At 48.6% G+C, this 13,465-nt stretch carries 9 protein-coding genes; 8 read left to right on the forward strand and 1 reads right to left on the reverse strand.

Translation table 11 applies throughout. From position 1 onward, the window contains the following. Positions 1–11: 11 nt before the first annotated feature. The 7 genes from rpoC to AC4EVX_RS01140 all read left to right on the forward strand — a co-directional run bounded on the left by rpoC (position 12) and on the right by AC4EVX_RS01140 (position 11,080). A complete protein-coding gene (gene rpoC, locus AC4EVX_RS01110; RefSeq protein ID WP_308451842.1) occupies positions 12–3,710 on the forward strand; it encodes a DNA-directed RNA polymerase subunit beta' in 3,699 nt (1,232 codons plus the stop codon). A gap of 270 nt (positions 3,711–3,980) precedes the next feature. Continuing rightward, a complete protein-coding gene (locus tag AC4EVX_RS01115) occupies positions 3,981–5,390 on the forward strand; it encodes a polysaccharide deacetylase family protein (protein WP_490159380.1) in 1,410 nt (469 codons plus the stop codon). 211 nt (positions 5,391–5,601) lie between these two features. Then, positions 5,602–6,345 (forward strand): CpsB/CapC family capsule biosynthesis tyrosine phosphatase, encoded by a 744-nt coding sequence (locus AC4EVX_RS01120; RefSeq protein WP_490159381.1) that lies wholly within the window; start codon positions 5,602–5,604, stop codon positions 6,343–6,345. Between the two features lie 5 nt (positions 6,346–6,350). Beyond that, positions 6,351–7,115, forward strand: a complete 765-nt coding sequence (locus AC4EVX_RS01125; protein WP_308451853.1) for a YveK family protein — start codon at positions 6,351–6,353, stop codon at positions 7,113–7,115. Continuing rightward, positions 7,115–7,912, forward strand: coding sequence for a polysaccharide biosynthesis tyrosine autokinase (locus tag AC4EVX_RS01130; RefSeq protein WP_177976729.1), 798 nt, complete (start codon positions 7,115–7,117; stop codon positions 7,910–7,912). The genes AC4EVX_RS01125 and AC4EVX_RS01130 overlap by 1 nt, the downstream gene beginning before the upstream one ends. A gap of 204 nt (positions 7,913–8,116) precedes the next feature. Next, entirely contained in the window at positions 8,117–9,571 is a 1,455-nt protein-coding gene (locus tag AC4EVX_RS01135) for a sugar transferase (protein WP_490159382.1), read from the forward strand. A 480-nt stretch (positions 9,572–10,051) separates the two neighbouring features. Next, on the forward strand, positions 10,052–11,080 hold the full coding sequence (locus AC4EVX_RS01140; RefSeq protein WP_490159383.1) for a polysaccharide deacetylase family protein: 1,029 nt from the start codon (positions 10,052–10,054) through the stop codon (positions 11,078–11,080). Between the two features lie 148 nt (positions 11,081–11,228). Here AC4EVX_RS01140 and AC4EVX_RS01145 read toward each other — a convergent pair whose 3' ends face one another. Further along, positions 11,229–12,428 (reverse strand): class I SAM-dependent rRNA methyltransferase, encoded by a 1,200-nt coding sequence (locus tag AC4EVX_RS01145; RefSeq protein ID WP_490159384.1) that lies wholly within the window; start codon positions 12,426–12,428, stop codon positions 11,229–11,231. Between the two features lie 565 nt (positions 12,429–12,993). On the opposite strand from AC4EVX_RS01145, the gene AC4EVX_RS01150 reads away from it, so the two are divergent. After that, positions 12,994–13,302 (forward strand): DUF6110 family protein, encoded by a 309-nt coding sequence (locus tag AC4EVX_RS01150; protein WP_490159385.1) that lies wholly within the window; start codon positions 12,994–12,996, stop codon positions 13,300–13,302. The last annotated feature ends 163 nt before the right edge of the window (positions 13,303–13,465 follow it).

Consider the following 13,465-nt stretch of genomic DNA (forward strand, 5'->3'; position numbering starts at 1 on the left):
GAGTATCGCTCATGCCTGAGACAAATGAAACAACTTATCAGCCGTTGACATTTGACGCTATCCAGATCGGTCTGGCTTCCCCGGAGAAGATCCTGGAGTGGTCCCACGGAGAGGTTAAGAAGCCTGAGACCATCAACTATCGTACCCTGAAGCCGGAGCGCGATGGTCTGTTCTGCGAGCGGATCTTCGGACCGACGAAGGACTGGGAATGTCACTGCGGAAAATATAAAAAAATTCGCTACAAAGGCGTTATCTGCGATCGATGTGGCGTAGAGGTTACCAAGTCCAGCGTGCGTAGAGAGCGCATTGGTCATATTCAGCTGGCTGCTCCTGTTTCCCATATCTGGTACTTTAAGGGAATCCCGAGCCGTATGGGTCTGATCCTGGATATCTCCCCGAGAATCCTGGAGAAGGTTCTGTACTTTGCATCCTACATCGTTCTGGATGCAAAGCAGACCGGCCTGCAGTATAAGCAGGTTCTGTCTGAGAAGGAGTACCGTGAGGAAGTAGAGAAGTGGGGCTACGGCAACTTCCGTGTAGGAATGGGTGCCGAGGCAATTCTCGAACTCCTGCGTGCAATCGATCTGGAGAAAGAGTCTGAGATGCTCCGCAGAGAGCTCAAGGATTCAAGCGGTCAGAAGCGTGCCCGCATCATCAAGCGTCTGGAGGTTGTGGAGGCATTCCGCACCTCCGGCAACAAGCCGGAGTGGATGGTTATGACTGTAATTCCGGTAATTCCGCCGGATATCCGTCCGATGGTACAGCTTGACGGTGGTCGTTTCGCAACCTCCGATCTGAATGATCTGTACCGCAGAATCATCAACAGAAACAACCGTCTGGCACGCCTGCTTGAGCTTGGCGCACCGGATATCATCGTCCGCAACGAGAAGCGTATGCTTCAGGAGGCAGTCGATGCCCTGATCGATAACGGCAGAAGAGGCCGTCCGGTAACCGGCCCGGGTAACCGTGCTCTGAAATCTCTTTCCGATATGCTGAAAGGTAAGCAGGGACGTTTCCGTCAGAACCTGCTCGGTAAGCGAGTTGACTATTCCGGACGTTCCGTTATCGTCGTAGGACCGGAGCTGAAGATCTTCCAGTGTGGTCTTCCGAAGGAGATGGCAATCGAGCTGTTCAAGCCGTTCGTTATGAAGGAGCTGGTTCAGAACGGAACCGCTCACAACATCAAGAGCGCAAAGAAGATGGTAGAGCGCCTTCAGCCGGAAGTTTGGGATGTCCTCGAGGATGTCATCAAAGAGCATCCGGTTATGCTGAACCGTGCACCTACCCTGCATCGTCTGGGTATCCAGGCATTCGAGCCGATCCTTGTAGAAGGTAAGGCAATCAAGCTCCATCCGCTTGTATGTACCGCATTCAACGCAGACTTCGATGGAGACCAGATGGCAGTACATCTGCCGTTGTCCGTAGAGGCACAGGCAGAGTGTCGTTTCCTGCTTCTGTCTCCGAACAACCTGCTGAAGCCGTCCGATGGTGGTCCGGTAGCCGTTCCGTCTCAGGATATGGTCCTTGGTATCTACTATCTGACCCAGGAGCGTCCGGGTGCAAAGGGCGAGGGCAAGGTATTCAAGAGTGTCAACGAGGCAATTCTTGCATACGAGAACGGTGTTGAGACTCTGCACTCCAGAGTAAAAGTCCGCATCAGCCGCAAGATGCCGGATGGCACCGTAAAGACCGGCGTGGTAGAGTCCACCGTAGGTCGTTTCATCTTCAATGAGATCATTCCGCAGGATCTTGGATTCGTGGATCGTTCGATTGAAGGAAACGAGCTTGTTCTGGAAGTTGATTTCCACGTAGGTAAGAAGCAGTTGAAGCAGATCCTGGAGAAGGTTATCAATGTGCATGGTGCAACCCAGACCGCAGTAACTCTGGATGACATCAAGGCAATCGGTTACAAGTACTCCACCAAGGCTGCTATGACCGTATCCATTTCCGATATGACTGTGCCGGCTTCCAAGCCGAAGCTGATCGCTGACGCACAGGCAACGGTTGACCGTATTTCCAAGAACTTCCGCCGTGGTCTTATCACTGAGGAAGAGCGTTACAAAGAGGTTATCGAGACCTGGAAGAACACCGATGATCAGCTGACCCATGACCTGTTAAGCGGTCTGGATAAGTACAACAACATCTACATGATGGCTGACTCCGGAGCTCGAGGATCTGATAAGCAGATCAAACAGCTGGCTGGTATGCGAGGCCTGATGGCAGATACAACCGGTCACACAATCGAACTTCCTATCAAGTCCAACTTCCGTGAGGGTCTTGACGTACTGGAGTACTTCATCTCTGCACACGGAGCTCGTAAGGGACTGTCCGATACGGCTCTTCGTACCGCTGACTCTGGTTACCTGACCAGACGTCTGGTAGATGTCTCCCAGGATCTGATTGTCCGTGAGGTTGACTGCTGTGAAGGCAAGGCAATCCCGTACATGGAGATCAAGGCATTTGCAGATGGCAAGGAGAGCATCGAGAGTCTTGAGGAGCGTATCACAGGTCGTTATATCGCTGAGACCATCGTGGATCCGGATTCCGGTGAGACTGTGATCGAGGCAAACCATATGTGCACCCCGAAGCGTGCGGCAGCAGTTATGAAGGTTCTGAACAAGCAGGGTCGTGACTCTGTGAAGATCCGTACCGTCCTGACCTGTAAGTCTCATGTCGGTGTATGTGCAAAGTGTTACGGTGCGAACATGGCAACCGGCCAGCCGGTACAGGTTGGTGAGGCTGTCGGTATCATCGCAGCACAGTCCATCGGTGAGCCGGGTACTCAGCTGACAATGCGTACCTTCCATACCGGCGGTGTAGCAGGTGGAGATATCACACAGGGTCTTCCTCGTGTCGAGGAGCTTTTCGAGGCTCGTAAGCCGAAGGGACTTGCAATCATCTCCGAGTTCGGCGGTGTTGTTACCCTGAAAGATACGAAGAAGAAGCGCGAGATCGTTGTAACCGATACCGAGACCGGCAACACCAAGACCTATCTGATTCCTTACGGTTCCAGAATCAAGGTTCAGGATGAGCAGGTAATCGAGGCTGGTGATGAGCTGACCGAAGGTAGTGTAAACCCGCATGATATTCTGAAGATCAAGGGCGTTCGTGCCGTACAGGATTACATGATCCAGGAGGTACAGCGTGTATACCGTCTTCAGGGTGTAGAAATCAACGATAAGCATATCGAGATGATCGTTCGTCAGATGCTGAAGAAGATCAGAATTGAGGAGAGCGGTGACAGCGATGTTCTGCCGGGCGTATCCATGGATGTTCTGGACTTCAATGAGATGAACGAGAAGCTGATCGAGGAGAACAAGAAGCCGGCAGAGGGCAAGCAGGTTATGCTTGGTATTACGAAGGCATCTCTTGCAACTGATTCCTTCCTGTCCGCTGCATCCTTCCAGGAGACCACCAAGGTTCTGACCGAGGCTGCAATCAACGGAAAGGTTGACCATCTGATCGGTCTGAAGGAGAACGTTATCATCGGTAAGCTGATCCCGGCTGGTACCGGAATGAGGCACTATCGCGATGTCAAGCTGGATACTGAGCTTGAGATGGATGACGAGATCATGATGGACGAGGATGATGACGATACCGTAACCACATCTGAGGAGAATGATACCGAGGCTGTTGAGGTTCTTGACATCAACGACGACGATGACAGCGATGATTTCGGTGCGGATGAGGACAACACTCCGGAAGAGTAAGCGATTGTTTTGCTTTCCGATCTTGAATCATGCATAGTTTTATATAGAATCATATAGCAAGAATACAGGTCCCCGGTGCTGCCTTTTTGGACACAGTGCCGGGGACTTTTCGCATAGGAAAGATTTCTGAATTCGGAAAAGATTTCTGTGTTTAAATTTAGAAAAGACTGTTCTCATGATAGAAAAAACAAGAAGCGAATAACGTTACATACATTTGGCATCAAGGAGAGACAGAATGATAAAATTGATTCGATTCTTTGGGGGAAACAGATGAGTGAAAAGAGGAGAGACGGCGGATTCAGCGAGGAGGAGAGACGTCAGATTCAGGCAAGGAGAGAGCGCCTGAGACGTCAGAGGATTCGCCGTGCAAGACGAATTCGTGCCATGTTGGTGATGGCAGTGATCCTGTTTTGTCTGGCAATCGGCTCTGTCGTCATGGCAGTTGCCGGGCATTTTGGAAAAAAGGCAAGTTCCGATCAGGTTGTCTCGTCAGGCGAGGTAAATGCGAGTGAGTCCGATGCAGATTCGGTAAGTTTAGACGGAGCGGACGGAGCTGGAGCCGGAGCGCAGGATGGTCAGAGCGGTGCAGAGGGACAAAGCGAGGAGAGCGGTGACGGAGTCAGTGCAATCTACGGAGTTTCTGTAAGTAACATTGGCTGGAGCCGTTTCTTTGCGGATAATTCCTACTGCATGACACCATCAGACAAGTATGTGACCGCATTTCGTGCGACTTTGAATGGTCAGCCTTACGGAATGACGGGAACTGTGACCTATCGCGCAAACTTGAGCGGAACTGGATGGCTCGACTGGGTTGAGGATGGCAATGAGTCCGGAAAAGCGGATGGAAATGAACCGCTTGAAGCAATCGCGATGGAGCTGACGGGTCAGCTTGCCGAGCAGTATGACATTCTTTACAGCGTTCTTCAGGATAACCAGTGGACAGACTGGATGAAAAATGGAGAAGAGGCAGGTGCATATGGTGTCGGTCTTCCGATTCAGGGAATCCGAATTTCGGTGGCAAAGAAACTTGCCGACGGTAATTCTTACGCCGGAAACATCGATCCGACAAAGCCGATGATCGCCCTGACTTATGATGATGGTCCTTCTTCCGAGTCCACAGCGCGAATTCTTGCAAAACTCAAAGAATATGGAGGTCGGGCAACGTTCTTCATGGTCGGTCGTCAGGTTGCAAAAAATATGGATGTCGTCAAGCAGATGGTTGCCCAGGGCTGTGAGGTCGGAAACCACACCTATGACCATGTCGCAATGACGAAGGAGGATCAGGCGGGACTGACGGCTCAGCTTGAGCAGAATAACCACCTGATTTCAGATGCCTGTGGAATCACTCCGGTGCTGATGCGTCCGGTCGGCGGAGCGAAGAGTGATGCTGGAATGGCGGCAGTCGGAGCGATCTCGATGCCGGCAATTCTCTGGAGCGTGGACACGCTCGACTGGAAGACAAGAGATGCACAGAGTACAATCCAGACGATTCTCGACAATGTGAAGGACGGAGACATCATCCTGATGCACGACCTTTACAGTGCGACCGCAGATGCAAGTGAGGTCGTGATTCCGGAGCTTGTGAACCGGGGATACCAGCTTGTGACGGTGAGTGAACTTGCATCTTACCGCGGCGGAATGATTCCGGGAAAATCCTACAGTCAGTTTAGACCAAAATAATAGAGTAAAATATATGGGTATTTCCACCAATTTTTGATGAAATGGCGGGAATATCCTTTGTTTTTGAGGAAAAACAAAGCAGAAAATGGAAATGCTGAAAAGAACTTGAATTTTGAGATGTTTCATGCTATCTTAGGAATGTGGCAAAACCGCCACATTTCGAGATTCTTTTCAGAACATCATGACACGATCAAAGAAAGGAGGAGAGGGCGTGAATAGACTGCCGGTTATTGTAGATGTTCATGCGCATATTCTTCCGGGAGTGGATGACGGTTCTGGATCTATGGAGGAGTCCTTAAAGATGTTGGAGATGGCTGCAGCAGAGGGAATCGGTGCAGTGGTTGCAACTCCACATTATTCTCATCGGCGTGGAATCACAGGATATCAGGAATTGATTCAGGAACTGAGACAGCGGGTTCAGCAGAAGCTGCCGAGTTTTCAGCTTTATCTCGGACAGGAAACCTATTATAAGGAAGAACTGTTGAGAGATTTGGAAAACGGGCGTGCTCTGCCTTTAAATGGAAGCCGTTATGTTCTTGTGGAATTTGATCCATCTGTGCCGTATCAGAATCTGTATCGCGGAATCCGTCAGCTTCTGTCTGCCGGTTATGTGCCGATCGTCGCACATATGGAGAGATATCGTTGCCTGAGAGAGGAGAGAAATCTTCAGGATTTGAGACGAAGCGGATGTTTGCTTCAGATGAATTATGACAGTCTGAATGGAAGTATTTTTCAGGCAGAGACCCGTTGGTGTCGAAACCAGGTCAAGAAGGGTTATATTCATCTGATGGGAACGGACATGCATCGGATTGACTGGAGAGAACCGAAGATTCAGGAGGCACTAAAGTGGCTTGAGAATCATTTGGATGAGGAGATGCTCCGAAGATTACTGCGAACAAATGCAATAAAAGTGTTGAGAAATGAACCAATAGGGGAAATACAAAAACAGGGATGAAGAAAATGGAAAACCAAAATCAGATGAATAATGACAATGATGAGGTAGAGATTGACCTGCTTGAACTTCTTCTTGCAATGAAGAAGAAACTCTGGGCGATTATTCTGGCAGCAGTTGTCTGCGGCGGAATCGCCGGTGTCTACAGTAAGCTGGTACTGACTCCTCAGTATACTTCCACAGCGATGATGTACATCCTGTCGAAGGAGACGACGCTGACTTCACTTGCAGATCTTCAGATCGGAAGCCAGCTGACTGCGGATTACAAGGTAATCCTGAGTAGCCGTCCGGTGCTCACCAGTGTGATTTCTGAGAATCACCTGGATATGACCTATGAACAGCTGAAATCAAAGATTACGACGGACAACCCGTCTGACACCCGTATCCTGACCGTGACTGTGACCGATCCGGACCCGGTACTCGCAAAACAGCTTGCTGATTCGATTGCATCCACCTCTTCTGAGTATATTGGTGACATCATGGAGATGGTTCCGCCGAAAATCATTGAGAAGGGAACGATTGCAGATTATCCGACAAGCCCGAATAATAAGAAGAATGCGATGCTCGGCGCAGTGGCAGGTATCGTGATCGCTTGTGGTGTGATTGTGCTTACCGTTCTGATGAATGATACGATCCGCAGTGAGGAAGACGTAGAGAGGTATCTCGGTCTTACCGTTCTCGCATCGATTCCGGACTGGGAGAATGCAGGAAGCGGAAAGAAGTACGGATATTACGGAAAGTATGAGAGAGAAGAGAATGGAGGAAAGAAGTGATGAGCGGACAGATCGTAGAGCTGGCAGGACAGCTTGCCGGTGAGAGCAGTTATGCATATCGCGAAGCTATTAAGACACTTCGTACCAACATTCAGTTCTGCGGAAGCAATGTGAGAAAGATCATGTTCACAAGTGCACTTCCGGATGAGGGAAAGAGCCAGATTGCAGTTGTGACGGCAGTTTCTCTTGCACAGATTGGAAAGAAAGTTCTTCTGATCGATGCAGATATCCGTAAGTCGGTACTCGCAAGCCGTTATCAGATGAAGAAAGAGGTTGGCGGTTTGTCTCAGTACCTCAGCGGACAGAAGAAACTTGAGGATGTGATCAATCGGACGGATGTCGAGAATTTTGATATTATTTTTGCAGGACCGTACTCCCCAAATCCGGCAGAGCTTCTCGAGGAGGATCTTTTCGGAGAGCTGATCAACTACGGTGCAGAGCAGTATGATTATGTGATTCTTGATACCCCGCCGATGGGAGCTGTCATCGATGGTGCGATTGTTGCGACGAAGTGTGACGGAGCCGTCATGGTGATTGAGAGCGGAAGCATCAGTTACCATCTGGAGCAGAAGGTAAAGGATCAGCTCGACAAGAGTGGATGCCGAATTCTCGGAGTTGTGCTCAATAAGGTTCGCCCGGATGAGGACCCGCATGGCAAGTACTATGGCAAGTACGGAAAATACGGCAAGTATGGTCGTTACGGAAAGTACTATGGCAAGTATGGAAGATACGGCGAAGGGGATAACAGCCAGTCAGATGACGGAAAAGCAGGCAAGAAGGGAAAGACTGGAAAGTAAGCTGAGAAAATCAAAAACCTTGTTGCCTGACGAGTTAAGTTAGGAAGGCAGAAGTGGGAATGGACCCTGCAAGGTTCTTTCCCATTTTCTTTGTTAAGAGAGAATCCTTATCAAATAAGGTCTATTGAGAAAGTGACAAGAGATCACTTTTCAGAAATATAAAAATAAGGGAATTAGAAAAAATTAGGGGGGGGGGGTAAAACTATGTACAAGAGAAAGATGCAAGGCTGGCTAAAGCATCTCGACTTTGCTGCGCTTGATCTCTGTTGCCTCCAGATTGCCTATCTGGTCGCCTATGCGATTCGGCATGGTGGAATCACGGCACATGGGGACAGCATTTATTTGACAACAAACCTTGCAATGTTACTCATTGATATGTGTGTGATGGCATTTTTCCTGACGATGAAAAATGTGCTCAAGCGAGGTTATTATTCCGAGTTCACGGCGACGATCAAACATGTCTGTCTCGTGGTTCTGATGACGGCGTTTTATCTGTTTGTGACGAAGGAGAGTTCAATTTATTCCCGGTATATGATGTTGATGATTGCGATTATGTATGCAATCCTGGGTTTTGTTACAAGAATCCTCTGGAAGAAGATCATTCTCGCCTATATGGCAGATTCGACGAAACGTTCTCTGATTATTGTGACGGTCAACAGCATGGTCGATCAGGTGGTTACGAATATCCGCAATCACAATTATGATGGATTCAAGATTGCCGGCGTTGTGATTCTCGATGCGGATCGTGTCGGAGATGTGCTTGACGGGGATATTCAGGTTGTCGCAAATAAGGATACTGTTGCAGAGTATGTCTGCCGAGAATGGGTGGATGAGGTTTTCTTAAATATTCCGGATGGACAGGAGCGCCCGAAGAAGCTGATGGATCAGTTTATGGAGATGGGTGTTGTCGTTCATTTAAGACTTGCGAAGTCGGAGGATTTTTCTGACCACATTCAGTTTGTGGAGCGGTTTGGCATTTATACGGTGCTGACGACGAGCATCAACTGTGCAACTCCGATGCAGGCATTCTTGAAGCGTGCAATGGATATCGCGGGTGGTCTGGCAGGTTGCCTGATCACAGGAATTCTTTATCTTTTCCTTGCACCGGCGATCAAGAGTCAGTCTCCGGGACCGGTGTTCTTCTCGCAGGTTCGTGTGGGAAAAAATGGTAAGAAGTTTAAGATGTACAAGTTCCGCAGTATGTATATGGATGCAGAGGAGCGCAAGAAGGAACTGATGGCACAGAACCGTGTCAAAGATGGTTTTATGTTCAAGCTCGACTGGGACCCGCGTATCATTGGAACGAAGAAACTGCCGGATGGAACGATCAAGAAGGGCGTTGGAAACTATATTCGCGACTGGAGTCTCGATGAGTTCCCACAGTTCTTTAATGTGCTGAAAGGTGATATGAGTCTGGTTGGAACACGTCCGCCGACAGTCGATGAGTGGGACAAGTATGATCTTCATCACCGCGCACGTCTGGCAATGCGCCCGGGTGTGACAGGAATGTGGCAGGTAAGCGGTCGAAGCAATATCACAGATTTTGAGGATGTTGTAAAACTGGATACAAAGTATATCCGCGAGTGGAGCATGGGACTGGACCTCAGAATTTTGATCAAGACCGTTCTGGTTGTGTTCAAAAAAGAGGGTTCGATGTAAGGTGCGTTGTGCATGTGTAATGGTGAAAAATATAGATATACATGTATCGCATATAAGACGCAGAGATGTAATACAGAAATGGATTAGATTTGCAGACATAATTTGGGAGAAGATTCCGAGTTGTGTCTGCTTTTTTGTGCTGTCATGTAAAGAAATGGGAGATGTGAGGTAAATGAGAATAGGGGGTTCGATGTAGTAGTGCATAAGGTCACAAAATACGTGACCTAAGCACCGACGTCTCACACGGGTTTGCCTGCACTTTCCCACCGCCTCGCCCCACGCAAAGGTATTGTGAACTGGATTGCCTTGTTCCTTAAATATAGTGAAAATGGGTGGGGTGAAATTCCATACATACGCTAGGCTTTTCCTGAGATTTGTGGTATGCTTGAGGGAACAGGTGGGGGACTGTTTTGTTGGAGTTCATTGTTGATTACACGGTATGTAGGCAGTGATAATTAAAATTTCAGGAGGAGTTTATTTATGAGAAAATGGAAGAAAACGATGTTGGCAACAGCAGTATGTGCCATGATTGCTGTTCAGCCGGCTTGGGCGAGTTCTGCTGTGATTACAGTTGGACAGGGTGTGACAACAGGAACGTCCGCAGAAGCGCAGGGGGAGGTTAGTCTCGGCAATACACCGGAGAGTTCTGAAAGTACAGGTTCGATGAGTGAGCAGGCGAGCGTTGGATCGGCACCGCAGGAGCAGACAACCTCCCGTGTGATCACAATGGGGGAGAGTACAAAGTCTGAGGATACACAGACGGACGAAGTACAAAGTGAAGCTACGCAGGAAGAGCAGGCAGTGAGTGAGACAACGACGGAGGAGTCTCAGCCAGCTGAGAATACAACAGCTGCTGCAACGGAGGAGACACAGGATCAGACAGGCACAGGACGACAGATTGATCCGTCGAAGCCTATGGTAGCGTTGACGTTTGATGATGGTCCTCAGCCGTCTGTCGGCAATCGAATTATGGATTGTCTGGCACAGTATGGAGGAAAGGCAACGTTCTTCATGGTGGGAAGCCGTGCGGGATCTTACAAGACGGAGATTCAGCGAATGGTTGCAGAGGGGCATGAGGTTGCGAACCATACGATGAATCACAAGTATCTTCAGAAACTTGGAGCGGGACAGATTCAGGAAGAAGTCAACCGGGGAAACGATGCGATAGAGAGTGCCTGCGGAGTTCGCCCGACACTTCTTCGGCTTCCGGGGGGGAATCATAATGCGACAGTTGTTGCGAATACGCATATGCCGATGATTCAGTGGAGTGTGGATACACTTGATTGGAAGACAAGAAATGCTGATAAGACAACATCTGCCGTCTTAAATCATGTCAAGGATGGAGATATTGTTCTGATGCATGAGCTTTATACCTCAACCGCAGATGCTGTGGAGCGAATTGTGCCAGAGCTTGCCCGTAGAGGATTTCAGATGGTGACAGTCACCGAGATGGCAAATGCGAGAGGAAAAAGTCTTCAGGCAGGACATTTATATTCTGAGTTTCGGTGAAAAATGGAAGATTTTATAAAAAAGGGCGTGTGAAAAAATGAGAAATCATTTTTCGCACGCTCTTTTTTGTGAGCCATTAATAAATTATAAAAAATTTAAGGTGCTGTAGCATTAGAAAAAACAAGTTTGTCGTCACCAATACAACCCCTTACTTCTCATCACATACCTGGAAAATATAGAACTTCAGGTAGTAAGAAGACTGGTCTTTCTCCCACAGGATCGGATGGTCTGCTGCCTGGGTGCGATACTCAACCTGGCGCAGGCGCTTATGAACTCCGGCTGCCGCCTCGCGGATCGTCTTTGCGAAGAGCTCCGGGTCCATGAAGTGAGAGCATGAGCAGGTGGCAAGATAACCGCCGTCCTTGACGAGCTTCATTCCGCGCAGGTTGATTTCGCGATAACCCTTGACGGCATTCTTGATGGAGTTGCGGGACTTTGTGAATGCCGGAGGATCGAGGATGACAACATCATACTGCTCACCCTGCGCTTCCAACTGTGGCAGAAGATCAAAGACATCTGCGCAGGTGAATTTAACGCGATCGGATAAACCATTTAAGGAAGCGTTTTCCTCTGCCTGTGCGACACCAAGTTCAGAAGCGTCCACACCGAGCACGGAGGAAGCACCGGCGATTCCTGCATTCAGAGCGAAAGAGCCAGTGTGGGTGAAACAGTCGAGAACTTTCTTACCCGGGCAGAGACGCTGGATTGCGAGACGGTTGTACTTCTGGTCGAGGAAGAAACCGGTCTTCTGACCATCCTGAACATCTACCATATAGTGAACGCCATTCTCAATGATCTCAACCTTTGTGTCAAATGGCTCGCCGATAAATCCCTTGAAACGCTCCATTCCTTCCTGAAGACGAACTTTTGCGTCGCTTCTCTCGTAAATTCCGCGGATTGTGATACCGTCCTCCGCGAGAATCTTTTTCAGACGGTCGAGGATTGTCAGCTTCAGACGGTCGATACCGAGTGCGAGAGATTCCACAACGAGAACGTCGGAGAATTTGTCCACGACGAGTCCCGGAAGGAAATCTGCCTCTCCAAAAATCAGACGACAGCTGGAGGTGTCGACTGTGGACTTGCGGTACTCCCACGCATTGCGCACGCGCATCTCAAGGAAAGCATCATCGATGACGGTATCCTTGCGCCGTGTCATCATGCGGACGGTGATCTTGGAGCGGGTGTTGATGAAGCCCTGCCCCATCGGGTATCCGTCAAAATCTTCTACATGAACGAGATCTCCGTTTTCGTAATCCCCCTTGATCTCATTGATTTCATTATCGTAAATCCAGGCTCCGCCGGCTTTGATGGTACGGCCCTCGCCTTTTTTCAAAATGACTGTTGCCATGAAAATAATCTCCTTTGTCCTGTTTATCGTTTTTTGTTTTCTTTTTTGTTTTTTTGTTTCCTGTTTTGTTGAGCTATCTGTTTCTGAAATGGGTAATTTATCAATCCCTACTTTGAAATATTATAGTACAGAATTACGGGGACTGTAAAGAAAAACAGAGAAAGAAAAAAGGCAAAAAAATAGAAAAAACAGAAAAATTGGGAAAAGTATGCGCCCAAATTATTGTCGAAATGGTTAGCAAAAAACAACATAGCGGTTAGCAAAAAACAACACAATAGTTAGCAAAAAACAACATTTTTTATTGATAAAAGTTGGGCTTGACTAACAGGGATCTTGAGTGCTAACATCTGTTTAACGGTTCGGACAAACCGAAAAATCACTGCTGTTTTGGGTGACAGAAGAGAGGTGTGAGAAAGGGATGAAGCAACACAGATTCTGGGCCTGGGCGATGATGCTTTGTCTGGCGATGACGGTTTATACTGGATATAAGCACAGATAAAGAATAAGAGAGACGAACCCCGAAAAATAAAAAATAATTGGTCTTATAAAGAAGGAGGATTTTATCATGAAGATTAGTGTAGATTGCGCAAAGAAGATTGGTTTATTCGCAGGTGGCGTTCTGTTCGGAACTGCTGGTATGAAGGTTCTGGGAAGCAGTGATGCAAAGAAGTGCTACATCAACTGCCTGGCAGCTGGTCTGCGCGCTAAAGAGTGCGTAATGAACACCGCTACCAACATTCAGGAGAATGCTGAGGATATCCTGGCAGAGGCTAAGGAGATTAACCGTCAGCGTGCAGAGGCAGAGAACGTTGTATTCGAGGACGAGAGCGAAGAGGCAGAGACTGCTGCCGAGGAGACTGCTGAGGAAGAGTAATCACGGCAGACGGGCAATCGCTTGAAATCAGACGGAAAAAGGGGGCTGTCGCACAATGGGGCGTACATTGCCCCCTCTTTTATGCAAATGATGCAAAATTCGTCGCTGATGAGATTGACTGTGTGATATGCGTGAATTGGGAATCGTAACTGTGCAGAAGGAG

The sequence above is a fragment of the Brotaphodocola sp. genome (assembly GCF_983179755.1).

Bases quoted from the DNA above. Each gene is read 5' to 3' on its own strand.
- rpoC (WP_308451842.1), top strand. From the start codon at position 12: ATGCCTGAGACAAATGAAACAACTTATCAGCCGTTGACATTTGACGCT.
- AC4EVX_RS01130 (WP_177976729.1), top strand. From the start codon at position 7,115: ATGAGCGGACAGATCGTAGAGCTGGCAGGACAGCTTGCCGGTGAGAGC.
- AC4EVX_RS01135 (WP_490159382.1), top strand. From the start codon at position 8,117: ATGTACAAGAGAAAGATGCAAGGCTGGCTAAAGCATCTCGACTTTGCT.
- AC4EVX_RS01115 (WP_490159380.1), top strand. From the start codon at position 3,981: ATGAGTGAAAAGAGGAGAGACGGCGGATTCAGCGAGGAGGAGAGACGT.
- AC4EVX_RS01140 (WP_490159383.1), top strand. From the start codon at position 10,052: ATGAGAAAATGGAAGAAAACGATGTTGGCAACAGCAGTATGTGCCATG.
- AC4EVX_RS01145 (WP_490159384.1), bottom strand. From the start codon at position 12,428: ATGGCAACAGTCATTTTGAAAAAAGGCGAGGGCCGTACCATCAAAGCC.
- AC4EVX_RS01150 (WP_490159385.1), top strand. From the start codon at position 12,994: ATGAAGATTAGTGTAGATTGCGCAAAGAAGATTGGTTTATTCGCAGGT.
- AC4EVX_RS01125 (WP_308451853.1), top strand. From the start codon at position 6,351: ATGGAAAACCAAAATCAGATGAATAATGACAATGATGAGGTAGAGATT.